Origin of the sequence: Streptomyces sp. CBMA152 (genome assembly GCF_014596475.1) — a bacterium.
Classification (GTDB): Bacteria; Actinomycetota; Actinomycetes; order Streptomycetales; family Streptomycetaceae; genus Streptomyces.
In genome coordinates, this window is record NZ_MECJ01000035.1 from 36,081 (window position 1) to 62,276 (window position 26,196).

Below are 26,196 nucleotides of genomic sequence, written 5' to 3' on the forward strand. Positions count from 1 at the left end.
GCTTCGCTCAACACCCGTTCGTTTTAAGGAAGATAACGATGTCCGCTCCCCGCATGAGCAACCCGGCCCAGGTCCTGCCCGACTCGATGACGGCCATCCTCGGCCTGATCAAGTCGATCCGTAAGGCCGGTGTCGACGAGGCCACCCTTGAACTGGTCCACCTGCGGGCCAGCCAGATCAACGGCTGCGGCCCCTGCCTCGACGCCTCGGCCAAGGCCGCCCAGAAGGCCGGTGTCAGCGACGAGCGGATCTTCTCGGTCGGTGCCTGGCGCGAGACGCCGTTCTACAGCGACGCCGAGCGCGCGGCCCTGGCCCTTGCCGAGCACGTCACCCGGCTCGCCGACCGCGAGGACGCCGTGCCGGACGCCGTGTGGAACGAGGCGGCCAAGCACTACGACGAGCAGCAGCTGGCCGCCCTGGTCCTCCAGATCGGTGTGGTCAACCTGTTCAACCGCCTCAACGCCTCCACCAAGCAGCAGGCCGGCCAGGCCTGGTGAAGCCGCGCCGCACACCGCCGGGCCGTGCGCCCGGCGGTGTGCGACAGTGGCCCGGCCGGTGGGACCGGCGAACGGACCCACCGGGAACGGACGTTGTCACAACGGCCGGGTTTCGTTCGTCATGGCTATGACGGAACGCGATTCGAAGGAAGTGACATGGACGAGCGCGATTGGCTGGCGCAGCGATTCGAGGAGAACCGGAGCCATCTCAGAGCGGTGGCCTACCGGATGCTCGGCTCGGTGAGCGAGGCCGACGACGCCGTTCAGGAGTCCTGGCTGCGGCTCAGCCGCGCCGAGACCGACGACATCGAGAACCTGGTCGGCTGGCTGACCACCATCGTCGGCCGGGTCTGCCTGGACATGCTGCGCTCGCGCCGCGCCCGGCGCGAGGACCCGCTGGAAGCCCAGGTCACCGAGCCGGCGCTGGCCCCCGAGGACGCGGGCGACCCGGAGCAGCAGGCGCTCATCGCCGACTCGGTGGGCCTCGCCCTGCTGGTGGTCCTGGAGACGCTGGAGCCCGCCGAACGGCTCGCGTTCGTCCTGCACGACATGTTCGCGGTGCCCTTCGAGGAGATCGCGCCCATCGTGGACCGCAGCCCCGCCGCGGCCCGCCAGCTCGCCAGCCGGGCCCGCCGCCGCGTCCAGGGCGCCGAGCCCGTGCCGGACCCCGATCTGAGCAGGCAGCGGCAGGTGGTCGACGCGTTCCTCGCCGCCGCGCGCGGCGGTGACTTCGAGGCCCTGGTCGCGGTGCTCGACCCCGATGTGGTGGCCCGCTCCGACGCCTTCGCGGACCGTCCGGGCGCCGGCACCGTGCTGCGCGGCGCCCAGGCCGTGGCCCGACAGGCGCTCACCTTCGCGCAGTTCGCCCAGTCCGCGCAGCAGGCGCTGGTGAACGGCAGCCCGGGCGTCGTCGCCGACCAGGGCCGCGACACGTTCCGCGTGATGAGCTTCGGCTTCGGCGACTCGGTCATCACCGAGATCGAGGTCATCACCGACCCCGAGCACCTCAAGGCACTGGATCTGGAGCTCCTCGCGAGCTGACGTATGGGATTCGTATAACCGCAGGTGAGAAGGCCCGGGACCGCTTCGGCGGGACCGGGCCTTTCCGTGCGCCGAAACTTATTTTCGTCCAACGGTCACATTTGCTCAGCGGGATCCGTCATATGGGTGACGGACTAGTCCGGGCCGGTGCTCCGAGGGGGCAGCACCGGCGGGACGTCCGTCGCCCTCGTTCGGGGGCGCCCGTACATCCCCTGATGGAGAGCAGCCTTTGACACGTTCGGCCCGCGTCCGGAACAGAACTCTCGGGCGGCGTTCCGTAACCGGACCCGGTTGTGTCCGGCAGCCACTCGGCCAAGCCGGGGGCGCTCTCACCCACTCGATCCTGTATAGCTTAGGAGTCTCGTAATGGCTGCCGCCGACTCAACCGCGAGGCCGGGAACGGGCGTCAAGCCCGGTGTGATCCTGGCATTCCTGTGCCTGGGCCAGTTCATGGTCTTCCTCGACGTGTCGATCGTGAACCTGGCTCTGCCGTCCATCCAGGACGGGCTCGACATGTCCGATGTCAGTCTCAACTACATCGTCACCGCGTATTCCACCGTTCTCGGCGGCTTCCTGCTGCTCAACGGACGGCTCGCCGACACCTTCGGGCGCAGGCGCCTGCTGATGACCGGCTTCGTGGTGTTCGCGCTGGCCTCGCTGACGTCGGGTCTCGCCCAGAACGCCGCCATGCTGATCACCTCGCGTGGTTTCCAGGGCCTCGGCTCCTCGATGATCGCCCCCGCCGCGCTCTCCATCCTGACCAACACCTTCGCCGAGGGCCCCGAGCGCAACAAGGCCCTTGGTGTGTGGGGTTCGCTCGCCGGTATCGCCTCGATCGTCGGCGTGATGCTCGGTGGTGTCCTCGCGGACGGCCCGGGCTGGGAGTGGATCTTCTGGATCAACGTCCCGATCGGCCTGGGTGTCGTCGTCCTCGCCCCGCGGATCCTGCCCGAGAGCAAGTCCGACGCCCCGCGTCAGCGCTTCGACTTCGCGGGCGCCGCGACCCTGACGGCCGGCATGCTGCTCCTCATCTTCACCCTCGGTGAGGCCATCAACGTCGGCTGGGGCACCGCCCGTACGATCGGCAGCCTCATCGGTGTCGCCGTTCTCCTCATCTCCTTCCTCGTCATCGAGATGAAGGTCGAGGCGCCGATGATGCCGCTGCGCGTCTTCCGTCTCAAGACGATGCGCATCGCCAACCTCTCGGCCGTCCTGGTCTTCGGTACCTTCGGCGCCCTGTTCTTCTTCGCCAGCCTCTTCATGCAGCAGGCGTTCGGCTACTCCCCGATGAAGGCCGGTTTCGCTTACGTGCCGCTCGCGGTCGCGGTGGCGTTCGGCGCCGGTGCCGCCTCCGGCATGATCACCAAGATGGCCGCCCGTCCGGTGCTCGCGGTCGGTCTCACCCTGACCACCTCCGGTCTGCTGATCCTGTGGCGCACCGGCGCCGGCGCCTCGTACGTGACGCACCTGCTGCCCGCGTTCGTCCTGCTCGGCCTCGGCTGCGGCATGGTCTTCGTGACGCTGCAGATCGCCGCGTTCGTCGGTATCTCGGACGAGGAGGCCGGCATCGGTGCCGGTCTCATCAACACCAGCCAGGAGGCCGGTGGCGCCCTCGGCCTCGCCGTCATCGCGACCATCGCGTACAACGGTCTTGAGGACAAGCTGGCCAAGACCGGCGGCAACCCCGCCAAGATCCACGAGGTCCAGGCCACGGCCAACCACCACGCGTTCCTGTCCGCCGCGATCCTCGGCTTCACCGCGCTGCTCGTCGCCCTGTTCTTCATGCCGAAGGGTGCGAACAGCATGAGCTCGGCGCACGCCCACGGCACCGCCGAGCCGGAGCTCGCTCCCGAGGACGCGGGCGTCAAGTAACACCGACCACTTTCTGAAAGCCCGCCCGCCGCATAGGGCCGGGCAGGCCGTGGCGCTCCTCCGGTACGAGCCGGAGGAGCGCCACGCGCCACAACTGGGGCCGGTTCCGGGGACATCGGGACCGCGCCGGAGCAGCCTGGAAGGAACGGACCCCTATGTCGCAGCCCCGAGGGCGCACGAGCGCGCCGGAGGTCTCCGCCTCGGTGGAGGCGTTCCTCGCCGAACCGCTCGTCGCCACGCTCACCACCCTGCGGCCCGACGGCTCGCCGCATGTGGCGCCCGTCCGGTTCACCTGGGACGCGGCGTCGGGGCTCGCCCGGGTCATGACGGTCGCCACCTCCCGCAAGGCCCGCAACGTCCTGGCGAACCCGGGCTCACGTGCCGTGCTGTGCCAGGTGGAGGGCTTCAGCTGGGTCAGCCTGGAGGGCACCGGACTGGTGTCGCAGGACCCGCAGCGGGTGTCCGCGGGCGTGCAGCGCTATGCCAAGCGCTATTGGCAGCAGCCGCCCAGTCCCCCGGGCCGGGTGGTCCTGGAAATAGCGGTCGACAAGGTGATCAGTCTCAATACGTGAGCACCCGTGCGTCATACGTCACGCGTAATTCACTTTTACGTCACATGAGTTGAGCGCGCCGAATCCCACACGTGGCACCACCGGAAGGCAATTCCGGTGGTGCCACGTTTTGTTGTGCCTCTGAGCTGCGGACTTGAGTCGTACTCAGGTGGAACGTGCCAGCATCGCCCGTATCGGCTGATCCATGTCATCCATCTGCACGAGGAGTGCGAATATGACCCAGGGCGCAATTGTTGTCGGTGCCGGTCCGGTCGGACTGATGCTGGCCGGCGAACTCCGCCTTGCCGGTGTGGAGGTCGCCCTCTACGACAAGCTGCCGGCTCCCAGTGGGGAATCGCGCGGCCTCGGATTCACGGGACGTACCGCCGAAGTGCTCGACCAGCGCGGTCTGCTGACGAAGCTCGGTGACATCCGCTGGGGCAAGCAGGGCCACTTCGGCGGGGTCCGCATCAACTTCGACCAGCTGGACGAGAGCCACTACGGCATCATGGGCCTCGCCCAGTCCCGTACCGAGGAGACCCTGGGCGCATGGGTCGAGGAGCTCGGCGTCACCGTGCGCCGGGGTTACGAGGTCACCGGCTACCGGGAGACCGAGGACGGCGTCGTCGTCCAGTACGAGGGCCCCGACGGCCCGGGCGAGGAGGCGGCCCAGTACCTCGTCGGCACCGACGGCGGGCGCTCCACGATCCGCCGCCTGGCGGGCATCGAGTTCCCGGGCGAGCCCGCGACGCGCGGGATGTACCTGGCCGACGTGGTCGGCGCCGGGCTGCGGATGCGCCCCATCGGTGAGCGCATCGAGGGCGGCGGCATGGTCCTCTCGGTCACCCTGGAGCCGGGCATCGACCGCATCGTCATCCACGAGCCGGGGGTGCGCCCGCACCACGGCGAGGGCGAGCTGAAGTTCTCCGAGCTCGCGGACGCCTGGGAGCGCATGACCGGCGAGGACATCCACGGCGCCAGCGCCCGTTGGATGTGCGCGCTCACCAACGCCACCGGCCAGGCCACCCACTACCGCAAGGGCCGCGTCTTCCTCGCGGGCGACTCCGCGCACGACCACGCGCCGCTCGGCGCGCAGGGCGTCAGCGTCGGCCTCCAGGACGCCGTCAACCTCGGCTGGAAGCTGGCGGCGGCCATCAAGGGCCAGGCCCCCGACGACCTCCTCGACACCTACCACGCCGAACGCCACCCCATCGGCGAGCAGTTGCTGCGCAACACGCTCGCCCAGTCGCTGATCTACCTCAGCGGCGAGGAGATGGAGCCGCTGCGCGCCGTGCTGCGCGAGCTCGTGCAGATCCCGGACGCCGCCCGCCACCTCGCGGGCCTGGTCAGCGGCCTCGACGTCCGCTACGACGTCGACGCCGACGAGACCGGTCACCCGCTGCTCGGGCTGCGCCTGGCCCCGAACCGCGAGGTCGCGCTCGCCGACGGCGGCCAGGTCCGCGTCGCGGAGCTGCTGCACCCGGGGCGCGGTGTCCTGATCACCTCCGCCGCCTCGGCCGAGGCGGCGGAGCTCGCCGCGGGCTGGTCGGACCGCGTCGACGTGGTCACCGGCAGCTGGGTCCCCTCCGACGTGGCCACCGACGACGACCCCGAGGCCGTCCTGGTCCGCCCCGACGGACATGTCATCTGGGCCGCGCCCGACGGCGGCAAGCTGCGGGACGCGCTTGAGCGGTGGTTCGGCGCGGCTCAAGTGGCCGGATAAAAGCTGTCGTTGCAGCACCGCCGCCACTGCCGGCCGACCGGTCCGGCGCCTACCCGCCGGACCGGTCACGGGGCCTGCCGTCCCCGCGCGGCAGGCCCCAGCCGTACCCCCGACCACACACCTCCGAAAGGGAACTCACCATGACCGTCCTCGTCACCGGCAGCAGCGGCAAAGTCGGCGCGCACCTCGTACGGCTGCTGCACGAGCAGGGCGTCGCCGTGCGCGCGGGCTCGCGCAGCCCCGAGAAGCTGACGCTGCCCGACGGCGTCGCGTCCGTGAAGCTCGCGCTCGACGACCCGAACGACTTCCCGGCCGCCCTCGCCGGGGTGACCTCGGTCTTCCTGTACTGCGAGCCCGCCGCGATCGACGCGTTCGTGGCGCAGGCCGAGGCAGCCGGTGTCCGGCATGTCGTCGTCATGTCCGCCGACGCGGTGCTGCGCCCCGACGCCGCCGTCAACCCGATCGCCGCGCCCCACCTGGCCGTCGAGCAGGCGCTCGCCGCCTCCTCGATCACCTCGACCCCGCTGAACTGCGGCGCGCTCGCCAGCAACGCGATGCCGTGGGCCTGGCAGCTCAAGGCCCGGGGCACGGTCGGCCTGCCGTACCCGAACAGCTACGCCGACCCGATCAACGAGCGCGATGTCGCCGAGGCCGCGCTCGCGGTCCTCACCGACCCGTCGCTGGGCGGCCGTTCGTACCACCTCACCGGGCCCGAGGCACTGACCTTCACCCAGCACATCAAGGCCATCGAGGCCGCCGCCGGGCGTTCCATCCCGGTCGCCGAGGTCCCCCCGGCCGTGTGGCGCGCCAACAAGCCCGACTTCATGCCGGGCGACATCGCCGACGCGCTCCTGGAGCTGTGGGCGGCCAGCGCCTCCCCGGTCCCGCTCACCGGCGACGTCGAGCAGCTGACCGGCCACCCGGCGCGCCCGTTCACCGAGTGGGCGCACGAGTACGCGGGTCCGTTCCGCGGCTGAGCGCGACGGCTGACCTCGGCAGCCGACGGCGACCCCCCCCACGCATCCCAGACAGCAACAGTCCCCCCACGCAGGGACCCGCACACAGGCAGGACTGACACCATGTCGTTGGACCGCAGGAAGATGATCTCCATGGGCGCCGGTTCGGCCGCCCTCGCGGTGGCCGGGTCCGCCGCCTCGGCCACCCCCGCCTCGGCCGCTTCCGCCTCGCCCACCCCGCGCCGCCACGTCCCGGGCGACGCGGAGCTGGCCCGGTCGCTGTCCGGCGGTTTCCGCAGCCAGTACGCGCACGTCAACGGCGTACGGCTGCACTATGTGGCCGGCGGCCACGGCGCTCCGCTGGTCCTGGTCGCCGGCTGGCCGCAGACATGGTGGTCGTACCGCAAGGTCATGCCGGCGCTCGCCCGCCGCTACCGGGTGATCGCCGTCGATCTGCGCGGTCAGGGCGGCTCCGACAAGCCCCAGGGCGGCTACGACAAGAAGACGATGGCGCGGGACATCCACGAGCTCGTGCGCCACCTCGGCCATCGCGAGACCTTCATCGCGGGCCACGACATCGGTGCCAAGGTGGCGTTCAGCTTCGCCGCCAACCACCCGGCCGCCACCCGCAAGGTGGCGATGCTGGACACCCTCCACCCCGACGAGAGCTTCTACCAGGTCCCGCTGCTCCAGCGCCCGGGCGGCCCCTTCAACCTGTGGTGGTGGGCCTTCAACCAGGTGCACGGGCTGCCCGAGCAGCTGATCCAGGGCCGCTCCCGGCACCTCATCGACTGGTTCCTGGCGAACTCGCTCCACGACCAGTCCCTGGTCACCGACTTCGACCGGAACGTGTACGCGCGCACCTACGACACCCCGGACGGCATCCGCGCGGCCAACGGCTGGTACCAGGCCTTCGCGCAGGACATCGAGGACCTCAAGACGTATCCGAAGCTCACCCCGCCGCTGCTCGGCCTGGCCTCCGACCAGAGCTACACCGCGTACGTGGAGACGCTGCCGAGGCTGGCGACGGACGTACGCGTGGTGCGGTTCGAGAACACCGTGCACTACCTCCAGGAGGAGGCGCCCGAGCGCGTGCTCCGGGAGTTCCTGGAGTTCTTCGTCTGACCCATGACCCGCCGGTCCACGACCTCGTGGGTCCAGGACCCGATATCTGAGGAGTACGCACATGGCTAAGGGAGCGATCATCGTCGGGGCGGGCCCCGTCGGGCTGATGCTCGCGGGTGAGCTCAGGCTCGGCGGCGTGGACGTGGCCGTCTACGACCGGCTGCCCGCCCCCAGTGGCGAGTCGCGCGGCGTCGGCTTCACCCGCCGCGCCGCCGAGGTCTTCGACCAGCGCGGACTGCTCGCCCGGTTCGGCGACGTGGAGTGGGCCCAGGGCCACTTCGGCGGCGTCCGCATCGACTTCTCCAAGCTGGACGACAACCACTTCAGCGTCCGGGGCGTACCCCAGTTCCGGACCGAGGAGATCCTGGAGGACTGGCTGCGCGAACTCGGTGTCGCGGTCCACCGCAACCACGAGGTGACCGGCTTCACCGAGACCGAGGACGGCGTCGTCGTCTCCTTCGAGGGCCCCGACGGGCCCGGCGAGGAGGAGGCCCAGTACCTCGTCGGCTGCGACGGCGCCCGCTCGGTCATCCGTAAGACCGCCGGGATCGACTTCCCCGGCTGGGACGCCACCCGTGGGATGTACATGGCCGACCTGGTCGGCGCCGGGGTGCGCCAGCGGCCCATCGGCGAGCAGGTGCCGGGCGGCATGGTGATGGCGTTCAACCTGGAGAACGGCGTCGACCGGATCGTCATCCACGACGAGAAGCTGCGCCCGCACGAGGACAAGAGCCAGCTCACCTTCCAGGTCGTCGCGGACGCGTGGCAGACCATGACGGGGGAGTCCCTGCACCACGCCGAGGTGCGCTGGATCAGCTCGTTCACCGACACCACCCGCCAGGCCTCCGAGTACCGCAAGGGCCGCGTCTTCCTCGTGGGGGACGCAACCCACATCCATATGCCGGCCGGTGCGCAGGGCATGAGCGTCGGCGTCCAGGACGCGGTGAACCTGGGCTGGAAGCTGGCCGCGGCCATCAACGGCTGGGCGCCCGATGGCCTGCTCGACACCTTCCAGTCCGAGCGCCACCCGGTCGGCGAGCAGCTGATGCGCAACACCCGCGCCCAGACCCGCCTCTACCTCACCGGCGACGAGATGGAGCCGCTGCGCGCGGTGATGCGCGAGCTGGTCGAATCCCCGGACGTGGCCCGGCACCTGGCCGGTCAGGTCAGCGGCCTGGACGTACGGTACGAGGTCGGCGCGAGCGGCCATCCGCTGCTCGGCCTGCGGCTGTCGCCCGACCGCGAGGTCGAGCTCGCCGACGGCGGTCGGCTCCGTGTCGCGGAGCTCCTGCACACCGCGCGCGGTGTGCTCATCACCAACGGGGACTCGGCCGAGGCGGCGGAGCTCGCCGAGGGCTGGTCGGACCGCGTCGACGTGGTGACCGGCAGCTGGGTCCCCTCCGACGTCCCCTCCGGCTCCGGCGAGGACCCCGAGGCCGTCCTGGTCCGCCCCGACGGACACGTCGTATGGGCCGCGCCCGACGGCGGCAAGCTGCGGGACGCCCTTGAGCGCTGGTTCGGCACGGCCCGGTAGGCCCGGACACACGAGAGCGCCCCCTGTCGGCCGGGGGGCGTTCGTCGTTCGTACACAGCCGGAACGGCCGTCGGTTCACCACCTACCGGCGGCCGTGTCCTGGAGCGCGAAGATCAGTCGATCCCCCGGACGATGTTCAGCTCGATGTCGTCCTCCTCCGCCCCGGCGAGCCGGAGCGGAGGAGCGACGGCCACGAGTTCCCCCGGCCGGAGTTCATGAGCTTCCCGGTCTTCCCTGTTCTCGTACATCTGCTCCCCCTTCGCATGGATACGAGCACGGGCCGTTCGAGCATGACCGCGCGACGGCCCCGCGGCGAGCCGCCGGGTTGCACACGGCCCGGATCAGGCCGCGTACAGGTCGAAGGTGGAGGTGCGGCGGGGGCCCGCGACGACGTCCAGCTGGGGGTCGACGGAGAGGATCGCCTGGTGCAGCCGCTGGAGCTGGGGGGAGGGTTCCACACCCAGGTCCTCGATGAGCCGGCCGCGCAGCCGCCGGTAGACGTCGAGGGCGGTCGCCTGGCGGCCGGAGCGGTAGAGCGCCACCATCGCCTGCGAGTGCAGGCCCTCGTGCTGGGGGTGACGGGCGATCAGATCGGTTAATTCGGCGGTGAGTTCCGTGTGCCGGCCCAGACGCAGATCGGCGTCGATCCGGCGCTCCTTGACCACCAGACGGCTCTCCTCAAGGCGCATCACCTCGATGTCGAGGATCGGGCCGACCCGCACGTCCACCAGCGCGGGGCCCTCCCACAGGTCGAGCGCGCGCTTCAGGCAGTCCGCCGCCCGCTCGTTGTTCCCCTCGTCGAACGCCAACTGGCCCTCCGCTGCCAGCTGTTCGAACGAGTGGACATCGACGGCCTCGGACGGCACCTGCAGCAGATAGCCGCCGTAACGGGTGGCCAGAACATCCTTGGCCGAAAGTGGCGCGTCGGGACCCATGGCGGTGGCCAGGCGCCGCCGCAGCTGGAGGATGTACGTCTGAAGGGTCGTCAGCGCGCTGGCCGGCAGATCCGTCCCCCAGATCTCCTCCATCAGCGTCGGTACGGGGATGACCCGGCCCGGGTAGAGGGCGAGCAGCGCCAGGATCTGGCGGGGCTTGCCGGCGGTCGGGACGATGGAGACTCTGTTCACTTCGGCGCTCAAAGGGCCCAGAACCTGAATTTTCACGGTTTCCTCTCAGAAAAACGGCGGGTACCGCCGGACATCGTTGTCTCACCCCGGCACCAGGCCGCCGGGGCCGTGGCCCCTGCGGATCAGCTGGCGCGGGCGACGAAACGCTCGGCGACGGAGGGCCCGTCGACCGCGGCGCCGGGCCGCGCCGTGAGGATGGCCAGCTGGAGCCGGCCGAGCGCGGGGGAGGGCTCAAGACCGGCCTGCGCGACCAGATTTGTGCGCAGTCGCTGATAGGCACCGAGCGCCTCGCTGCGCCGCCCCGAGCGGTGCAGCGCCAGCATCAGCTGGCCGTGCAGCGACTCGTGCATGGGGTACCGGCTGACCAGGACGGTCAGCTCGGACAGCAGCTCGCGGTGGCGGCCGAGCCGCAGATCGGCCTCGATCCGCCGGTCCAGCGCGGCGAGCCGGGCTTCTTCCAGGCGCTCGACCTCGGTACGGATCCCACTGCCCTGGGGTACGTCGCTGAGCGCGGGCCCGGTCCACAGGGACAGGGCATCGCGCAGCAGCCGGGCGGCCCCGGTGTCGTCTCCGGCGTCCATGGCGCGGTGCCCGGCGGTGGCCCGGCGCTCGAACTCCCGGAAGTCCACGGCGCCTTCACCGCTCTGCAGGCGATATCCGCCGGGCAGGGTGACGAGAACGTCCTTGGCACCGCGCGACTCCTCGTCGTGGCGCGCCAGCGCCTCGCCGATGAGTTCGCGCAGCTGCATCACATAGGTCTGCACGGTGGTACGGGCACTGCGCGGCGGGGCGTCGCCCCAGAGTTCCTCTGCCAGCGTCGCCAGCGGCACCGCCTGATCGGCGTGCAGGGCGAGGAGGGCCAGCACCTGCCGCGGCTTGGGAGCGGTGGGTGCGATGGACAACCCGTTCTTCCGCACCGACAGTGCACCCAGCACTTCGATGTCCATGTTTCTCCCCAGAGTCGGGAAATGCGGGGGGTGAGGGGGTATTGGGTCAGAACAGTCCGCACGGCTGGCAGGCCCTCGGCGGCAACCCGTTTGATCATGTCCTCGAACCCACCCGGTGCGGCAAGCCCGCCTGTGGCTCATCTGACGTACCTGTCAAAGTCCTGACGGCGTTGTCAAAATCCTGTAGCAGTGGTGAATTCTGCTCGGATTGAAGCCGCTCGACTCTGGGTAAAGAACGGCCGGAAGTGGCGGCTTATTTCGACCGGATCCCCTGCTCACCGGCCCGGCGGCGCCCGTACTTCGGCCCGGCTCCCACCCACTCCGGGATCCGGATCTTACGCGGACCTTAATGCCGCGCCCAGTGTGAACACCCCCCTCCGCGCATATGTGACGTGGGTCACACCCCGGATCCGTCACATTCATCGGCCACGTTTCGTCAGAGGTATGACGGACGGAAGCCGGCCGGTGTGGAAGTTCTGGCAGGGCCGGTCGGCCTCCGGCGTCATCGTCACGTGTGAAGTGTTCGGCGTGTACTTGAGATCTTTTGAGGAGAGCAATCATGACTGCTCGGGCGAAGCACCCTGCTTTTGTCGTGCCTGGTGCGATTGACGCTTTGGTGGCCCTTGGAAAGGCCAGCAAGGAAGTTCCCGGCGTCGAAGTAAAGCTGCTGGAGCTGCTGCATCTTCGGGCGAGCCAGATCAATGGCGACGGTTCCAACGCGGACCGTCACCCGCGTCTGGCGAAGGCCGCCGGTGAGACCTCGGACGAGCGTCTTTTCGCGGTCGCCGCCTGGCGCAACACGCCGTACTTCACCGAGTCCGAGCGCGCTGCTCTGGCGCTGACCGAGGCCGTCACCCGCCTTGCCGACCGTGAGGACGCGGTCTCGGACGAGGTGTGGAACGACGCGGCCAAGCACTTCAACGAGCAGCAGCTCGCGGCGATCGTCCTCTCGGTCGCCACCGCGAACCTGTGGAACCGTCTGCACGTGGCCATCGGCCAGGTTGCCGACCCCAACAGCTGACCACCCCCGTTCAGCTGCTGGTGCCGGCTGACACCCCCGACAGTCGGCAGGGTCGGGCGGACGGCTCGACGGCGGGCGGCCCGGTCACCGCAAGGACGTTGCGGTGACCGGGCCGCTTTTGTACGTGCCGTACGGCGAGTTCGTACGTGCCGTACGGCGAGCTTGTACGTGTCGTACGGCGCGGGGCCCGGTCCCCGAGGCGAAGCCTCGCGGACCGGGCGGCGCGGGGTGTCGGTGCTCACTCCCCCCGCTCGGCGCGCGTCTTCTTCGCGGCCTCGATGAACGCCTCGAAGAGGGGAAGCGTGTCGCTGCCCAGCTCGCCGTGCGCCTGCAGTCCCGCGAGGAACGGAGCCGACGGGTCCTCGGCCTCGGCGCCTTCGATGACGCCGTCGTCCGACCAGGCGGTGGCGACCAACCCGGCGCCGAGCTTGTCGATGCCCTGGTGGTGGTGGCAGTAGACGGTGGCGGTCGGCCCGAGGGAGCGGCCGAGCAGGGAATCCGGCTTCACCTGGATCTCGCGCGGCTCGTACTTTCCGGGCACGACGGGCGAATGCTCGGGAAGGTGCTGGTCGAGTGTTCCGCCCCGGATGATGGAAATCAGCTGGAGCCCGCGGCAGACGCCGAGCACCGGAATCCCGCGCCGCTCGGCGACGGCGAGCGCCGCGAGTTCCGCGGTGTCCCGGGCCTCGTGCGGCGGAAACGTGAACTTCTCGCGCTCGGCACCGTAAAGAGCGGGGTTGATATCGGCGCCGCCGCTCATGAGCAAGGCGTCGACGCGCGCCATCACGTCATCGACCGCATCGGGAATCGGCGGCACGAGAACGGGCGCTCCGCCGGCCTCGTGCACCTTCTCCATATACTCCCAGGGGAGCAGGGCGACATGTACATCTCCCCAAATGTTCCAATTCACCGTTGACAGGTCGGCGGTCACCGCCACGACGGGGCGAGTCATCGAATGTCGTCCTTCCAGATTCCAGCGAAATGGAGTTTCACTGGAGCGTCACTTGTGTGCTTCTCGACTGCACTTAACATGCCCGTAACGAGTACGGAGGCTTGGCTCAAGAATTGCACAGAGTCGGGCTCTGTGGAAGAAATAGAAAAATAGGTATGGTGGAAACACGGTCGTCTTTCGGGAGAAAGCGCCGGTGAACCGCGTGCGTTCAACTGCGGGGTGATCGCAGTCGAACACCCCTATGGGGCGCGCGGAGCTTTTGCGTACCCTCGCGGCAGTGATCGGTCCATTAGCGCCAAATAACTGGGGGATACCCGACATGACCGCCGCGACAGACAACCCGGGCGCCCGTATGTATCAGGAGTTCCTCGCCGTGCACGCGATCCTGCGCCGGGGAACGGAACTGGTGGCGAACGCGTTCGAGCGCCTGGGCGAGGGCGACCAGGTCAGCGTCAAGGAACTCATCGAGACCACGCAGTGGCTCATCGACTTCACCCATCACCACCACGAGTCGGAGGACGAGCTGTTCTGGCCCGTCCTGCACGGCCTGTACCCCGACTCGGTGGCGGCGTTCGACACTCTCAACGAGGAGCACGCGGAGCTGGACCGCGAACTGGGCGGCCTGAGCCGGGCGGTGGAACTCCTGACGGCGGCGAACGAGGCGGGCGAGCAGGTCGGCTCCGCCGCGGTCGTCGAGGCGGCGCACGCCGGTACGGCGGCGGCCCGCAAGGTCCGCGACATCCTGGCGGGCCACCTGGACACCGAGGAGCCGGTCGTCCGCGACCTCTTCCCCGGCGTCCCGGCCGACGAGGTCGACCGCCTCCGTACGGCCATCACCGAGGGCAGCCCCAAGTCCGGCGGCCACCTGGTCTTCGGCCTCCTGGAGGACCCGCAGCGGGCCGAGGGCTACGACGAGATCCTCGCCAGCTTCCCCGAGGCCTTCCGCTCCCACCGCCCCCAGCTGGTCCAGGTGTACCTGGACAGCAAGAAGGCGCTGGGATTGGCGTAAGGGGTGCGTGAACCGTCCCGAAGCGGGCCCGGGTGAGCTTCGTCCGCCACATCTCCCTCCCATGATCGGGATCTGACAGCGCCCTCACAGCGTTATGTGGATACGGAGCCACATACCGGAGGTGACCGCTCGTGTTCGGTTCGGCCATGAACGAGTTCTTCATGCCTGGGAAGCGGCACGAAGAAGAAGAGCGGCAGCGGCTGGAGATCACGCTCGACGAGGTGGGGGACGCCGATCCCGGGCAGGGGCCCATAGATCTGTCCAGTGGGATCGTTCTCATACGGGTTCCGCCGCCCGATGACGAGACGGACGAGGACTGAGTCCGTACGCCGGAGGGCCCGTCATCCCCAGTTGCTCGGGATGACGGGCCCTCCGTAAACCGCTACGCGTCGAACCGCTACGCGTCGAAGACCTCCGACACCAGCTGCTCCTGCTCCTGCTCGTGGCGCTTCTTCGAGCCCACCGCCGGGGACGAGCCGTGCGGGCGCGAGATGCGGCGCAGGCGCTCGCCGTGCGGGACGTCCGCGCCGACCGCCAGGTCCAGGTGGTCGATCAGGTTGAGGGCGATGAAGGGCCACGCGCCCTGGTTCGCCGGCTCCTCCTGCGCCCACAGGTACTTCTCGGCGTTCGGGTACTTGGCGATCTCGGCCTGGAGCTCCGCACCCGGCAGCGGGTACAGGCGCTCCAGACGGATCAGCGCCGTGTCCGTCGCGCCGCGCTTGTCGCGCTCCGCCTTGAGGTCGTAGTAGACCTTGCCGGCGCAGAAGACGACCTTGCGGACCGCGGCCGGGTCGACGAACTCGTCGCCGATGACCGGACGGAAGCCACCCGAGGTGAACTCCTCCACCTTCGACGCGGCGGCCTTCAGGCGCAGCATCGACTTCGGGGTGAAGACCACCAGCGGCTTGTGGTGCGGGTTGTGCACCTGCCACCGCAGGAGGTGGAAGTAGTTCGACGGGAGCGTCGGCATCGCGACCGTCATGTTGTTCTGCGCGCACATCTGCAGGAAGCGCTCGGGGCGCGCGGACGAGTGGTCCGGGCCCTGGCCCTCGTAGCCGTGCGGCAGCAGGAGCGTGACGCCGGACGTCTGGGCCCACTTCTGCTCGGCGGAGGAGATGAACTCGTCCACCACCGTCTGCGCGCCGTTGACGAAGTCGCCGAACTGCGCCTCCCACATCACCAGGGACTCGGGACGCGCCAGCGAGTAGCCGTACTCGAAGCCCATCGCCGCGTACTCGGAGAGCAGCGAGTCGTAGACGTTGTAGCGGGCCTGCTCCTCGGTGAGGTACATCAGCGGGGTGTAGTCCTCGCCGGTGACCTGGTCCACCAGGACCGCGTGGCGCTGGCCGAAGGTGCCGCGGCGGGTGTCCTGGCCCGACAGCCGGACCGGGACGCCGTCCATCAGCAGCGAGCCGATGGCCAGGGTCTCGCCCATGCCCCAGTCGATCGTGCCGTCCTCGACCGAGGCCGCGCGGCGCTGCAGCTGGGGCAGCAGACGCGGGTGGACGGTGATCCGCTCGGGGATGTTGACCTGCGACTCGGCGATCCGCTTCACGACCTCCTGGGAGACCGCGGTGGCGACGGCGACCGGGAACTCGGCCTGCGGGTCGGTCGCCTGGACCTCGCCCGGCGCCGAGGTGGCCTCGCGGACCTCCGCGAAGACCTTCTCCAGCTGGCCCTGGAAGTCCTGGAGCGCCTGCTCCGCCTCTTCCAGCGTGATGTCGCCGCGACCGATGAGCGACTCGGTGTACAGCTTGCGCACCGAGCGCTTCTTGTCGATCAGGTTGTACATCTGCGGGTTGGTGAACTGCGGGTTGTCGCCCTCGTTGTGACCGCGGCGGCGGTAGCAGATGAGGTCGATCACGACGTCCTTGTTGAACGTCTGGCGGAACTCGAAGGCCAGGCGGGCCACGCGGACCACGGCCTCCGGGTCGTCGCCGTTCACGTGGATGATCGGCGCCTCGATCATGCGGGCCACGTCCGTGGCGTACATGGAGGAGCGCGACGACTCCGGGGCGGCGGTGAAGCCGACCTGGTTGTTGATGACGATGTGGACCGTGCCGCCGGTGCGGTAGCCGCGCAGCTGCGACATGTTCAGGGTCTCGGCCACCACGCCCTGGCCCGCGAAGGCCGCGTCGCCGTGCAGGGCGACGGGCAGGACCGTGAAGTCCGTGCCGCCCTTGTTGATGACGTCCTGCTTGGCGCGGGTGACGCCCTCCAGGACCGGGTCGACCGCCTCCAGGTGGGAGGGGTTGGCGACGAGCGAGACCTTGATCTGCTCGCCGTCCAGGCCCGTGAAGGTGCCGGAGGCGCCCAGGTGGTACTTCACGTCGCCGGAGCCGTGCATCGACTTCGGGTCGAGGTTGCCCTCGAACTCGCGGAAGATCTGCGCGTACGACTTGCCGACGATGTTGGCCAGCACGTTCAGACGGCCGCGGTGGGCCATGCCGATGACGACCTCGTCCAGACGCGACTCGGCCGCGCTGTCGATGACGGCGTCGAGCAGCGGGATGACCGACTCGCCGCCCTCAAGGGAGAAGCGCTTCTGACCGACGTACTTGGTCTGCAGGAACGTCTCGAACGCCTCCGCCGCGTTCAGACGGCGCAGGATCCGCAGCTGCTCCTCGCGCTCCGGCTTGGAGTGCGGGCGCTCGACGCGGTCCTGGATCCACTTGCGCTGCTTGGGGTCCTGGATGTGCATGAACTCGATGCCGGTGGTGCGGCAGTACGAGTCGCGCAGCACGCCGAGGACGTCGCGCAGCTTCATCAGGGTCTTGCCGGCGAAACCGCCGACCGCGAACTCCCGCTCCAGGTCCCACAGGGTGAGGCCGTGCTCGGTGATGTCCAGGTCGGGGTGCTTGCGCTGGCGGTACTCCAGCGGGTCGGTGTCGGCCATGACGTGGCCGCGGACCCGGTAGGAGTGGATCAGCTCGAAGACGCGGGCGGCCTTGGTGACGTCGTCGTCGTGCGAGGCGTCGATGTCCTTGAGCCAGCGGACCGGCTCGTACGGGATGCGCAGCGACTCGAAGATCGAGTCGTAGAAGCCTTCCTCGCCGAGCAGGAAGTTCGCGACGACGCGCAGGAACTCGCCGGAGGCGGCGCCCTGGATGACCCGGTGGTCGTACGTCGACGTGAGGGTCATCACCTTGGAGATGCCCAGCTTGTTCAGGGTGTCCTGGGAGGTGCCCTGGAACTCGGCCGGGTAGTCCATCGAGCCGACGCCCATGATGACCGACTGCCCGGGCATCAGACGCGGCACGGAGTGCACGGTGCCGAGGCCGCCCGGGTTGGTGAGGGAGACCGTCACGCCCGTGAAGTCGTCCATCGTCAGCTTGCCCAGGCGGGCGCGCTTGACGATGTCCTCGTAGGCCTGCCAGAACTCGAAGAAGTTCAGCGTCTCGGCCTTCTTGATGCCCGCGACGACCAGCTGGCGGTCACCGTTGGGCTTCACCAGGTCGATGGCGAGGCCGAAGTTCACGTGCTCCGGCTTGACCAGGGTCGGCTTGCCGTCCTTCTCCACGAAGGAGTAGTTCATCGACGGCATGGCCTTGATGGCCTGCACCATCGCGTACCCGATGAGGTGCGTGAAGGAGATCTTCCCGCCGCGGGCGCGCTTGAGGTGGTTGTTGATGACGATGCGGTTGTCGAAGAGCAGCTTCACCGGGACCGCGCGCACGGACGTGGCCGTGGGGACCTCGATGGAGGCGTTCATGTTCTTCGCGACCGCGGCGGCGGGGCCGCGCAGCGTCACGTACTCCGGGCCGGCCGGGGCCTCGGTCGCCGGGGCGGCCTTGGCGGGGGCTGCGGCGGGCTTCGCGGCGGGCGCCGGAGCGGCCTTCACGGGAGCCGGGGCCGGAGCCGGCGCCGGGGCGGCGGCCGCGGGCTGCGCGACCGGAGCCGGAGCGGCGGGTGCCGGTGCCGGGGCGACCGGGGCCGGAGCCGGGGTGGCCGGAGCGGCAGGGGTGGCTACCGCAGCCCCCGCGGCTGCGGCGGGAGCACTTCCCGCGACGGGCTTGTCCGCCGTACCGGGCGTACCCGGCTTGTAGTCGGCGAAGAAGTCCCACCAGGCACGGTCGACCGAATTGGGGTCCTGGAGGTACTGCTGGTAGATCTCGTCGACGAGCCACTCATTGGCACCGAAGCCGGCTGCAGGGTTCTTGCCCTGCCCGTCTTGGTCGGTCGAGACGCTCGAATTACTGGGGGACTGAGACGACACGGCGGCAACCGCCCTCTTCCGCTTCACAAGGTGATGGACAGCGGAAATAAAGGCTACGCCTCCCTGGCCTGGAGGTGCAGACCGGGCGTGCCACAGTCGCGTAAGTCACACCGGAAAGCGTGTTTCGGGGCAGGATTTGGCGGGAAACAGATCGGGTTCCGCTCGTGAGTGGGTACGCCACAGCGCGGTTGCGGCCCTCGTAGGACCACATCCCTTGCCCACTCACACCCCGCTTACAGCGGCTCCACTGGAGCGGCTGCGCCGCGCGAATGTCTGCTTCCGGTTCGAGACTACGTCAATTCGCCGGTCGGGTGACGCCCGGAAGGGTGACCTGGATGCGGCATCCGCGTGATGATTCGGCCACGCCGATGTGACCGCCGTGCAGATCCACCGCCCAGCGGGCGATCGCCAGGCCCAGGCCCGTACCGCCGTCGCTGCCCGGCCCGTGCGGCGCCGAGGCGTCGCCCCGGTTGAACCGCTCGAAGACCCGGTGCCACTCCGACTTCGGGATGCCCGGACCCTCGTCCAGGACCTCCAGGTCCAGCGACTCCGGCTGCGGGCCGCGCCGGGCCCGTACCGTGACGCGGCCGTGCGGCGGGGAGTGCTTGACCGCGTTGTCGATGAGGTTGGCGACCACCTGGTGCAGCCGCTCCCGGTCCGCGTGCGCGGTCAGCTCCGGCGGCGAGACGTCCAGATGCAGATGCACGTCCGTACGGGTGTGATTGCCCGAGCCGGACGAGAGCCCGCGCCGGGAGGCGGCCAGATTGGCCTCCTTGAGCACCCCGGACAGATACGGCCAGACCTCGAAGCGGTGCGCCCGCAGCGGTACGACGCCGTGGTCGAGCCGCGAGAGGTCAAGCAGCGTCTCCACCAGGCGGCCGAGCCGCTCGGTCTGCTTCAGCGCCGTGCGCATCGTCTCTGGGTCGGCGGCCGAGACGCCGTCCACGACGTTCTCCAGGACCGCCCGCAGCGCCGCGATGGGCGTACGCAGCTCGTGCGAGACATTCGCCACGAGTTCCTTGCGGTGGCGGTCCACCGCCTCCAGGTCCTCGGCCATGCGGTTGATGGTGGAGGCGAGGTCGCCGAGCTCGTCGCGGCGGTCGGCGCCGCGCACCCGGCGGGTGTAGTCGCCGTGCGAGATGGACCGGGCGACGGTGTTCATCTCGTCCAGCGGCGCGGTCAGCCCGTGCGCCACGAACTGGGTGATCAGCAGCGTCGCGATCACCGAGAAGACGGTGATGAACCGCAGCTCGGTGCGGGTCTGCACGGCCACCATCAGCAGACCGGTGGTGATGAAGACCGAGACCACGACGAGCGTGCCCAGCTTGGTCTTGATCGAGACCGAGATGTAGCGCAGCCGGCTCAGCAGGCCGCCGCGAACCGGGGCGCGCGGCCCGTTCCTACGGGTCCGCCCGCTCACCGCTCCGGCCGCCGCCCGGCTCATGGCGCCGGGGTCTCCAGCGCGTATCCGACGCCATGGACCGTGCGGATGCGCTCGGCCCCGATCTTGCGTCGCAGCGCCTTGATGTGGCTGTCCACGGTCCGGGTGCCCGAGGCGTCCGCCCAGTCCCAGACCTCGGCGAGCAGCTGCTCGCGCGAGAGCACCGCGCGCGGGGTGTTCGCCAGGCAGCTCAGCAGGTCGAACTCGGTGGGCGTGAGGTGGACGTCCTCGCCGCGCACCCGTACCCGTCGCTGAGCGTGGTCGATCTCCAGCTCGCCCAGGCGCAGGATGCCCGTGCGCGGGGTCGCGGCGGCCAGCGTGGCCCGCTCGACCCGCCGCAGCAGCACGTGCACCCGCGCCGCCAGCTCCCGCATGGAGAACGGCTTGGTCATGTAGTCGTCCGCGCCGACGCCGAGCCCGACCAGCATGTCCGTCTCGTCGTCGCGGGCCGTCAGCATCAGCACCGGGACCGGCCGGCGGGCCTGGACCCGGCGGCAGACCTCCAGGCCGTCGAAGCCCGGCAGCATGATGTCCAGGACCATCAGGTCCGGCTGCCAGGCCTCGGCCGTGTCGACGGCGGCAGGGCCGTCGAGGGCCGTCTGGACCTGGAAGCCCTCGGCTCTCAGCCGCGCCGCGATGGCGTCGACGATCGTCGTGTCGTCCTCGACGACCAGCACCCGGCGCTGGGCGCCGGGGGTGGCCGCTACGCCGTTGTGGGTGGTGTGTGCCTGCTCCATCGCCCCGCCCTGATATTGCTTCCGGGGATCAGTGGGGTGATCCCCTGTGTCGGTCAGAGACTAGAGGCACCGGCCGCGTCCCGGCTACGCAGGGCGAACAGCGAGATGGACCACGTCAGGGACGCCCCGGGCAACTGCGATCTCTTCGGTCCTAACCCCGTGGAATCCGGCATTACGGAGAGCTTCCCCGAAGGCGGCCGACGGCTGCGCGGACCACACGGCGAGCACTCCGCCCGGCGTCAGCCGCTCCCGGCAGGCGGCGAGACCGGTGGGGGAGTAGAGGCTGTCGTTGCTCTCGGTCACCGTCCAGTCGGGCCCGTTGTCGATGTCCAGGCAGAGCGCGTCGAAGGTGTCCGGGGCGGTGTGTACGTACGCGACCAGATCGGTGTGCAGGACCTCGGTGCGCGGGTCGGCGAGCGCGGCCCGGGAGAGGGGCGCGAGCGGGCCCGTACGGTGCCACTCGATGACGGCCAACTCGCGTTCCACCACGGCGATCCGGCCCCACCGGGGGTCGGCGGCCGCGTGCGCCAGGGAGAAGCCGACACCGAGCCCGCCGATGAGTACGGAAGGCGTCTCGCGGCCGGTCGGCAGTGCGTCGTACGCGGCGTCCACCAGCAGCCGCTCGGAGCGTCCGTCGGAGGTGTCCATCAGGAACGTTCCGTTGGCGATGATCTCGAAGTGCGGGCCGCGTCTGCGGAGCACCACCTCGCCGTACGGTCCCTCGCGGCGGTCGAGAGTGATCGGGTCGGCGGCGGGCATCGGAAGACCTCCTCGGGAACGGAGCTGACGACTCCTTGCGCCGACGCATGGTCCGCGTCAAAGGTTGTCCAATGTGGCACAAGTCATAGACGTGTTGGGGAGCGTTCGCAGAGGGTGAGCGTTGTACAAGGGACGCTTACAAGGGAAGCGACAGGGTCGAGGGCGGGGGAGAAGACGGTCATCGAGACGGCGGAGGGCGGGGCCATCGCGAAGCCCCCTGTGACCAGCGCGGAAATCCCCGACGCGGACAGACGTCCGCCGCTGTGGGCCGCATGGGAGCTGCGGACGTGTCTGCGCCGGGCGGCCCATGTGCTGCCGTCGCCGACCGGCACGCCGTTCACCTTCGCGTACACGTTGCTGCTCCTCTCCACGTCGCTGTACGCGGAGTTCGGCGACCCGGACACCGTTCGTACGCTCGTCGAGAGCTCCAGCACCGATGTGCAGCACCTCACCCGTACGCCCGTGCTCGTGCTGCTCGCCAGCGCGCTGTGGATCGCGGGCGGGATCTCCTCGCCGTGGGCCGTCGGCTTCGTCTTCATCCTCACCGCGCTGGAGCGCCGCGTCGGCGGGCTGCGCGCGGCCGGGGTCTTCCTGCTCGGGCACGTGGTGGCGACGCTGGCCACCGAAGTGCCCGTGGGTGTCTCGGTGATGGCCGGTCAGCTGCCGGACTCCTCGCTGCACCGGCTCGACTACGGCATCAGCTTCGGTCTGATGGCGAGCGTGGGCGCGCTGGCCGGGCTGCTGCCCGCCGTGCTGCGCTGGCCGCTGCTCGGCGTGGTCGTGGTGCTGATCACGCAGGACCTCTTCGACATGGTGGATCCGCTGGCCAGTTGGGGCCATCCGCTGGCGCTGCTCGTCGGCGTGGTGTGCTGGCCGTTCCTGCGCCGGGCCGACGCCCGCAGGGCCGGGGTCCCGGAGCCGTCAGCGGTAGCCGACGGGCAGATGGGCTCGTACGTCCCGTAGCGCCTGCGGCTGGTGGATCTCGTCGGCGAGGACGACATGTCCCTCGTACGTGAACTGGTACATCAGCCCGTCGGCGACCGGCTTCCCGGTCGGGCGCGGCGGCAGATGCGCGAAGTCGGCGGCCGCCAGCGTCTTGCGCAGCCCGGCGAGTTCGGCGGGGGTGAGGCGGCCCTCGACCGGCTTCCCGTCCCGCTTGGTCGAGGTGTAGCTGCCGTCGGCGCGGACGACCAGCTCGTCGTGGCGGCCCACGAAGCCGCCGCTCACCACCAGCTTCAGCAACTGCCCGTCGTGGGACGGCGGCTTGGAGGACGTGGGCGCGGAGGCGGACGGGGAGACGGCCGGGGGCGGCGCGGTCCGCGACGCCGGGGCGCCGCTGTCGGCCGACGAGGTGGAGGAGCCGCAGCCCGCCGCCGCGAACAGCGCGGTGAGCAGCAGCAGGCCGGTGGTCGTCCGGTGCGTGACCTTGGGGCTCATGCCCCAGAGGATGCCGGATCCGACGGAGCGAAGTACAGGCTCGCCATGGCCGAGCGCGTCGTCCAGCCAAGTGCGCTGTAGAGCGCCTGCCCTTCCGGGGTGCCGACGAGGACGGCGGTGGTGGCGCCCGCCTCCAGGGCGGCGTTCTGCAGCGTGCGCATGACGAGGCTGCCCAGGCCCCGGCGCCGGTGCTCGGGCGCCGTCTCGATCTGGTCGGCGACGGCGGTCGTGCCGGTCGGGGCGAGCTGGCCGCGCGCGGCGAAGTGCCCGGCGTCGGTGCGTACGAGCACGCGCAGCACACCGCCGGTGGTCCAGCTGGTCAGCGTGTAGCCGCGGGGGGTCTTCGTACGGGCCCTCTCGGCCAGCGGCAGCGTCATCAGGAAGCCGGGCTGGTCGTAGTGCCAGCCGGGGCCGAGCCACGGCCGGACCGTGTCGTCGTCCGCGAACAGCTTCAGCCAGGTGGCGGGAGCGGTCGTCGCCTCGACCAGCTTGCGGACGGTCGGCTCGTCGGGCTCGGGCACCACGTGCCGGGACACGTGCTTGGTCTGGCCGACGTCGATGGTCCAGCCCCACGGCTCGGCGACCGGTTCGGCCGCGCCGCGCGAGACGACCCAGCCCTTGATCCAGGCCGCGACGATGTCCGGTACCGACTCCGATTCCATGGGTTCCCCTCGGGTGGCTCCTGTGGCAATGACGCTGCTCTCGGTAATAGTCACTTGATCATATGGACTCTTACAAGTGGTGATCGCTCAGAGCGAACGCCCGGTGGGGAACATTCCTGGGCTCACATGCATTGAGTCGGCATAGCTCAACTTGACTGCCGAAGGGGAGATCATGGCTCACTCGTCCGCACCGCTCACCCTGCCTGTGCTGCCGCTCGACGACGAGGTCGTGCTGCCCGGGATGGTGGTGCCCCTGGATTTGTCCGACACCGAGGTGCGGGCCGCCGTCGAGGCCGCCCAGGCGGCCGTCCGGGCCGAGGGCACCGCAGCGGGCAAGCCCAAGGTGCTGCTCGTCCCGCGCATCGACGGGGCCTACGCGTCGACCGGCGTGCTCGGCACCGTCGAGCAGGTGGGGCGCCTCTCCGACGGCGACCCCGGCGCCCTGATCCGCGGCCGCGGCCGGGTACGGATCGGCGCGGGCACCACCGGCCCCGGCGCGGCCCTGTGGGTCGAGGGGCTCTCCATCGACGAGAGCGTCCCCGAGCCCCTGCCCGGCCAGGTCGCCGAGCTGGCGAAGGAGTACAAGGCGCTCGCCACCGACTGGCTGAAGAAGCGCGGCGCCTGGCAGATCGTGGACCGCGTCCAGCAGATCGAGGACGTCTCCGCGCTCGCCGACAACTCCGGCTACTCGCCGTTCCTCACCACCGCCCAGAAGGTCGAGCTCCTGGAGACGGCCGACCCCGTCGCCCGCCTCAAGCTCGCCACCGAGCAGCTGCGCGAGCACCTGGCCGAACAGGACGTCGCCGAGTCCATCGCCAAGGACGTACAGGAAGGCGTGGACAAGCAGCAGCGCGAGTTCCTGCTGCGCCGCCAGCTGGACGCCGTACGCAAGGAGCTGCGCGAGCTCAACGGCGAGGCGGAGGGCGAGGAGTCCGACGACTACCGCGCGCGCGTGGAGGCCGCCGACCTGCCCGAGAAGGTGCGCGAGGCCGCCCTCAAGGAGGTCGACAAGCTGGAGCGCTCCAGCGACCAGTCCCCGGAGGGCTCCTGGATCCGCACCTGGCTGGACACCGTCCTCGAACTGCCGTGGAACGAGCGGACGGAGGACGTCTACGACATCAAGGGCGCCCGCGCCGTTCTGGACGCGGAGCACGCGGGTCTGAAGGACGTGAAGGAGCGCATCACCGAGTACCTGGCGGTCCGCAAGCGGCGGGCCGAGCGCGGTCTCGGCGTGGTGGGCGGCCGACGTGGCGGCGCGGTGCTCGCGCTGGTGGGCCCGCCCGGCGTCGGCAAGACGAGCGTCGCCGAGAGCGTGGCGCACGCCATGGGCCGCAAGTTCGTCCGCGTCGCCCTCGGCGGCGTCCGCGACGAGGCGGAGGTGCGTGGCCACCGGCGTACGTACGTGGGCGCGCTGCCCGGCCGTATCGTGCGGGCGATCAAGGAGGCCGGGTCGATGAACCCGGTGGTGCTGCTCGACGAGATCGACAAGATCGGCTCCGACTTCCGGGGCGACCCGGCCGCGGCCCTGCTCGAAGTCCTCGACCCGGCGCAGAACCACACCTTCCGCGACCACTACCTGGAGGTCGAGCTCGACCTCAGCGACGTCGTCTTCCTGGCCACCGCCAACGTCCTGGAGGCCATCCCGGAGGCGCTGCTGGACCGGATGGAGCTCGTCCGGCTCGACGGCTACACCGAGGACGAGAAGGTCGTCATCGCCCGCGACCATCTGCTCCCGCGCCAGCTGGAGCGGGCCGGTCTGGAGCCCGGCGAGGTGGCCCTGGACGACGCGGCGCTGCGCAAGCTCGCCGGGGAGTACACCCGCGAGGCGGGCGTACGGAACCTGGAGCGCGCGCTCGCCCGGCTGCTGCGCAAGACGGCGGCCCAGCACGAGAGCGGCGAGCGCGAGCTGCCGTTCACGGTCACCCCGGACGATCTGCGCGCGCTGATCGGGCGCCCGCACCACGTCCCGGAGTCCGCGCAGGACCCGGCCGAGCGGCGCACCTCGGTGCCGGGTGTGGCCACCGGCCTCGCGGTCACGGGAGCGGGCGGCGACGTCCTGTTCGTCGAGGCGTCGCTCGCCGACCCGGAGACGGGCGCGGCCGGGCTGACGCTGACCGGTCAGCTGGGCGACGTCATGAAGGAGTCGGCGCAGATCGCGCTGAGCTTCCTGCGCTCGCACGGCGCCGAACTGGAGCTGCCGGTCGCCGACCTCAAGGACCGGGGCGTGCACGTCCACTTCCCGGCGGGCGCGGTTCCGAAGGACGGCCCGAGCGCGGGCATCACGCTGGTGACGGCGCTCGCGTCGCTGCTCAGCGGGCGTCTGGTGCGTACGGACGTGGCGATGACCGGCGAGGTGTCGCTGACCGGGCGGGTGCTGCCGATCGGCGGCCTGAAGCAGAAGCTGCTGGCCGCGCACCGGGCGGGCATCACGACCGTGGTGATCCCCAAGCGCAACGAGCCCGACCTGGACGACGTCCCCGCCGAGGTCCTGGAGAAGCTGGAGGTCCACCCGGTGACCGATGTCCGCCAGGTCCTGGAGATCGCCCTGGCCCCGGCGGAGGTGCGGGTGCCGGTCGCGGCCTGACCGCA

The 26,196-nt window shown here is 70.2% G+C and carries 23 protein-coding genes; 13 read left to right on the top strand and 10 right to left on the bottom strand.

What is annotated here, in order from left to right; translation table 11 throughout:
* Nucleotides 1-38 precede the first annotated feature (38 nt).
* The 8 genes from BG418_RS36585 to BG418_RS36620 all read left to right on the top strand — a co-directional run bounded on the left by BG418_RS36585 (nucleotide 39) and on the right by BG418_RS36620 (nucleotide 9,299).
* Nucleotides 39-497 carry a carboxymuconolactone decarboxylase family protein gene (locus tag BG418_RS36585; protein ID WP_188278419.1) on the top strand — a complete coding sequence of 153 codons (459 nt, stop codon included), beginning with the start codon at nucleotides 39-41 and terminating at the stop codon, nucleotides 495-497.
* A 156-nt stretch (nucleotides 498-653) separates the two neighbouring features.
* Entirely contained in the window at nucleotides 654-1,538 is an 885-nt protein-coding gene (sigJ, locus tag BG418_RS36590) for an RNA polymerase sigma factor SigJ (RefSeq protein ID WP_188278420.1), read from the top strand.
* Nucleotides 1,539-1,904: 366 nt separating this feature from the next.
* The gene (locus BG418_RS36595) at nucleotides 1,905-3,410 is read left to right on the top strand and encodes an MFS transporter (RefSeq protein WP_188278421.1); all 1,506 of its coding nucleotides are present in this window, start codon (nucleotides 1,905-1,907) and stop codon (nucleotides 3,408-3,410) included.
* A gap of 155 nt (nucleotides 3,411-3,565) precedes the next feature.
* Nucleotides 3,566-3,982 carry a pyridoxamine 5'-phosphate oxidase family protein gene (locus BG418_RS36600; RefSeq protein ID WP_188278422.1) on the top strand — a complete coding sequence of 139 codons (417 nt, stop codon included), beginning with the start codon at nucleotides 3,566-3,568 and terminating at the stop codon, nucleotides 3,980-3,982.
* A gap of 214 nt (nucleotides 3,983-4,196) precedes the next feature.
* A complete protein-coding gene (locus BG418_RS36605; protein ID WP_188278423.1) occupies nucleotides 4,197-5,684 on the top strand; it encodes an FAD-dependent monooxygenase in 1,488 nt (495 codons plus the stop codon).
* 140 nt (nucleotides 5,685-5,824) lie between these two features.
* The gene (locus tag BG418_RS36610) at nucleotides 5,825-6,661 is read left to right on the top strand and encodes an NAD(P)H-binding protein (RefSeq protein ID WP_188278424.1); all 837 of its coding nucleotides are present in this window, start codon (nucleotides 5,825-5,827) and stop codon (nucleotides 6,659-6,661) included.
* 102 nt (nucleotides 6,662-6,763) lie between these two features.
* Nucleotides 6,764-7,765: an alpha/beta fold hydrolase gene (locus BG418_RS36615; RefSeq protein WP_188278425.1), complete on the top strand. Its 1,002-nt coding sequence runs from the start codon at nucleotides 6,764-6,766 to the stop codon at nucleotides 7,763-7,765.
* A gap of 61 nt (nucleotides 7,766-7,826) precedes the next feature.
* Nucleotides 7,827-9,299 (top strand): FAD-dependent monooxygenase, encoded by a 1,473-nt coding sequence (locus BG418_RS36620; protein ID WP_188278426.1) that lies wholly within the window; start codon nucleotides 7,827-7,829, stop codon nucleotides 9,297-9,299.
* A gap of 113 nt (nucleotides 9,300-9,412) precedes the next feature.
* Here the strand turns inward: BG418_RS36620 and BG418_RS40680 are convergent, their stop codons facing one another.
* The 3 genes from BG418_RS40680 to BG418_RS36630 form a co-directional block, all read right to left on the bottom strand.
* Nucleotides 9,413-9,547: a hypothetical protein gene (locus BG418_RS40680; protein WP_262928638.1), complete on the bottom strand. Its 135-nt coding sequence runs from the start codon at nucleotides 9,545-9,547 to the stop codon at nucleotides 9,413-9,415.
* A gap of 93 nt (nucleotides 9,548-9,640) precedes the next feature.
* Nucleotides 9,641-10,462 (bottom strand): BTAD domain-containing putative transcriptional regulator, encoded by an 822-nt coding sequence (locus BG418_RS36625; protein WP_188278427.1) that lies wholly within the window; start codon nucleotides 10,460-10,462, stop codon nucleotides 9,641-9,643.
* Nucleotides 10,463-10,548: 86 nt separating this feature from the next.
* The gene (locus BG418_RS36630; RefSeq protein ID WP_188278428.1) at nucleotides 10,549-11,373 is read right to left on the bottom strand and encodes an AfsR/SARP family transcriptional regulator; all 825 of its coding nucleotides are present in this window, start codon (nucleotides 11,371-11,373) and stop codon (nucleotides 10,549-10,551) included.
* A 559-nt stretch (nucleotides 11,374-11,932) separates the two neighbouring features.
* Between BG418_RS36630 and BG418_RS36635 the strand changes: the two genes are divergently transcribed.
* Complete coding sequence (locus BG418_RS36635) at nucleotides 11,933-12,394, top strand: carboxymuconolactone decarboxylase family protein (protein ID WP_188278429.1); 462 nt, start codon at nucleotides 11,933-11,935, stop codon at nucleotides 12,392-12,394.
* Between the two features lie 238 nt (nucleotides 12,395-12,632).
* Here BG418_RS36635 and BG418_RS36640 read toward each other — a convergent pair whose 3' ends face one another.
* Complete coding sequence (locus tag BG418_RS36640) at nucleotides 12,633-13,346, bottom strand: gamma-glutamyl-gamma-aminobutyrate hydrolase family protein (RefSeq protein WP_223185975.1); 714 nt, start codon at nucleotides 13,344-13,346, stop codon at nucleotides 12,633-12,635.
* 319 nt (nucleotides 13,347-13,665) lie between these two features.
* Here BG418_RS36640 and BG418_RS36645 point away from each other — a divergent pair, with 319 nt between their 5' ends.
* Together BG418_RS36645 and BG418_RS36650 are read left to right on the top strand one after the other, a co-directional pair.
* On the top strand, nucleotides 13,666-14,355 hold the full coding sequence (locus tag BG418_RS36645) for a hemerythrin domain-containing protein (protein ID WP_188278430.1): 690 nt from the start codon (nucleotides 13,666-13,668) through the stop codon (nucleotides 14,353-14,355).
* Nucleotides 14,356-14,501: 146 nt separating this feature from the next.
* Complete coding sequence (locus tag BG418_RS36650) at nucleotides 14,502-14,675, top strand: DUF6191 domain-containing protein (RefSeq protein ID WP_188278431.1); 174 nt, start codon at nucleotides 14,502-14,504, stop codon at nucleotides 14,673-14,675.
* Between the two features lie 77 nt (nucleotides 14,676-14,752).
* Here the strand turns inward: BG418_RS36650 and BG418_RS36655 are convergent, their stop codons facing one another.
* The 4 genes from BG418_RS36655 to BG418_RS36670 form a co-directional block, all read right to left on the bottom strand.
* The gene (locus BG418_RS36655) at nucleotides 14,753-18,571 is read right to left on the bottom strand and encodes a multifunctional oxoglutarate decarboxylase/oxoglutarate dehydrogenase thiamine pyrophosphate-binding subunit/dihydrolipoyllysine-residue succinyltransferase subunit (RefSeq protein ID WP_188278432.1); all 3,819 of its coding nucleotides are present in this window, start codon (nucleotides 18,569-18,571) and stop codon (nucleotides 14,753-14,755) included.
* Between the two features lie 295 nt (nucleotides 18,572-18,866).
* Entirely contained in the window at nucleotides 18,867-20,015 is a 1,149-nt protein-coding gene (locus BG418_RS36660) for an ATP-binding protein (RefSeq protein ID WP_223185809.1), read from the bottom strand.
* Complete coding sequence (locus BG418_RS36665; protein WP_067163879.1) at nucleotides 20,012-20,749, bottom strand: response regulator transcription factor; 738 nt, start codon at nucleotides 20,747-20,749, stop codon at nucleotides 20,012-20,014. The genes BG418_RS36660 and BG418_RS36665 overlap by 4 nt, the downstream gene beginning before the upstream one ends.
* A gap of 84 nt (nucleotides 20,750-20,833) precedes the next feature.
* Nucleotides 20,834-21,508 (bottom strand): spermidine synthase, encoded by a 675-nt coding sequence (locus BG418_RS36670; protein WP_188277780.1) that lies wholly within the window; start codon nucleotides 21,506-21,508, stop codon nucleotides 20,834-20,836.
* Nucleotides 21,509-21,727: 219 nt separating this feature from the next.
* On the opposite strand from BG418_RS36670, the gene BG418_RS36675 reads away from it, so the two are divergent.
* Nucleotides 21,728-22,471 (top strand): rhomboid-like protein, encoded by a 744-nt coding sequence (locus BG418_RS36675; protein WP_188277779.1) that lies wholly within the window; start codon nucleotides 21,728-21,730, stop codon nucleotides 22,469-22,471.
* Here BG418_RS36675 and BG418_RS36680 read toward each other — a convergent pair.
* The gene (locus tag BG418_RS36680; RefSeq protein WP_188277778.1) at nucleotides 22,430-22,945 is read right to left on the bottom strand and encodes a hypothetical protein; all 516 of its coding nucleotides are present in this window, start codon (nucleotides 22,943-22,945) and stop codon (nucleotides 22,430-22,432) included. The genes BG418_RS36675 and BG418_RS36680 overlap by 42 nt on opposite strands.
* Entirely contained in the window at nucleotides 22,942-23,607 is a 666-nt protein-coding gene (locus BG418_RS36685; protein ID WP_188277777.1) for a GNAT family N-acetyltransferase, read from the bottom strand. Before BG418_RS36685 ends, BG418_RS36680 begins: the two co-directional genes overlap by 4 nt.
* Nucleotides 23,608-23,779: 172 nt before the next feature.
* Here BG418_RS36685 and lon point away from each other — a divergent pair, with 172 nt between their 5' ends.
* Entirely contained in the window at nucleotides 23,780-26,191 is a 2,412-nt protein-coding gene (lon, locus tag BG418_RS36690) for an endopeptidase La (protein WP_188277776.1), read from the top strand.
* Nucleotides 26,192-26,196: the final 5 nt, after the last annotated feature.

What these genes read in the sequence shown, in the direction of transcription:
- BG418_RS36585 (WP_188278419.1), top strand. Translation starts at nt 39, where the DNA reads ATGTCCGCTCCCCGCATGAGCAACCCGGCCCAGGTCCTGCCCGACTCG.
- sigJ (WP_188278420.1), top strand. Translation starts at nt 654, where the DNA reads ATGGACGAGCGCGATTGGCTGGCGCAGCGATTCGAGGAGAACCGGAGC.
- BG418_RS36595 (WP_188278421.1), top strand. Translation starts at nt 1,905, where the DNA reads ATGGCTGCCGCCGACTCAACCGCGAGGCCGGGAACGGGCGTCAAGCCC.
- BG418_RS36600 (WP_188278422.1), top strand. Translation starts at nt 3,566, where the DNA reads ATGTCGCAGCCCCGAGGGCGCACGAGCGCGCCGGAGGTCTCCGCCTCG.
- BG418_RS36605 (WP_188278423.1), top strand. Translation starts at nt 4,197, where the DNA reads ATGACCCAGGGCGCAATTGTTGTCGGTGCCGGTCCGGTCGGACTGATG.
- BG418_RS36610 (WP_188278424.1), top strand. Translation starts at nt 5,825, where the DNA reads ATGACCGTCCTCGTCACCGGCAGCAGCGGCAAAGTCGGCGCGCACCTC.
- BG418_RS36615 (WP_188278425.1), top strand. Translation starts at nt 6,764, where the DNA reads ATGTCGTTGGACCGCAGGAAGATGATCTCCATGGGCGCCGGTTCGGCC.
- BG418_RS36620 (WP_188278426.1), top strand. Translation starts at nt 7,827, where the DNA reads ATGGCTAAGGGAGCGATCATCGTCGGGGCGGGCCCCGTCGGGCTGATG.
- BG418_RS40680 (WP_262928638.1), bottom strand. Translation starts at nt 9,547, where the DNA reads ATGTACGAGAACAGGGAAGACCGGGAAGCTCATGAACTCCGGCCGGGG.
- BG418_RS36630 (WP_188278428.1), bottom strand. Translation starts at nt 11,373, where the DNA reads ATGGACATCGAAGTGCTGGGTGCACTGTCGGTGCGGAAGAACGGGTTG.
- BG418_RS36635 (WP_188278429.1), top strand. Translation starts at nt 11,933, where the DNA reads ATGACTGCTCGGGCGAAGCACCCTGCTTTTGTCGTGCCTGGTGCGATT.
- BG418_RS36640 (WP_223185975.1), bottom strand. Translation starts at nt 13,346, where the DNA reads ATGACTCGCCCCGTCGTGGCGGTGACCGCCGACCTGTCAACGGTGAAT.
- BG418_RS36645 (WP_188278430.1), top strand. Translation starts at nt 13,666, where the DNA reads ATGACCGCCGCGACAGACAACCCGGGCGCCCGTATGTATCAGGAGTTC.
- BG418_RS36650 (WP_188278431.1), top strand. Translation starts at nt 14,502, where the DNA reads ATGAACGAGTTCTTCATGCCTGGGAAGCGGCACGAAGAAGAAGAGCGG.
- BG418_RS36660 (WP_223185809.1), bottom strand. Translation starts at nt 20,015, where the DNA reads ATGAGCCGGGCGGCGGCCGGAGCGGTGAGCGGGCGGACCCGTAGGAAC.
- BG418_RS36665 (WP_067163879.1), bottom strand. Translation starts at nt 20,749, where the DNA reads ATGGAGCAGGCACACACCACCCACAACGGCGTAGCGGCCACCCCCGGC.
- BG418_RS36670 (WP_188277780.1), bottom strand. Translation starts at nt 21,508, where the DNA reads ATGCCCGCCGCCGACCCGATCACTCTCGACCGCCGCGAGGGACCGTAC.
- BG418_RS36680 (WP_188277778.1), bottom strand. Translation starts at nt 22,945, where the DNA reads ATGAGCCCCAAGGTCACGCACCGGACGACCACCGGCCTGCTGCTGCTC.
- BG418_RS36685 (WP_188277777.1), bottom strand. Translation starts at nt 23,607, where the DNA reads ATGGAATCGGAGTCGGTACCGGACATCGTCGCGGCCTGGATCAAGGGC.
- lon (WP_188277776.1), top strand. Translation starts at nt 23,780, where the DNA reads ATGGCTCACTCGTCCGCACCGCTCACCCTGCCTGTGCTGCCGCTCGAC.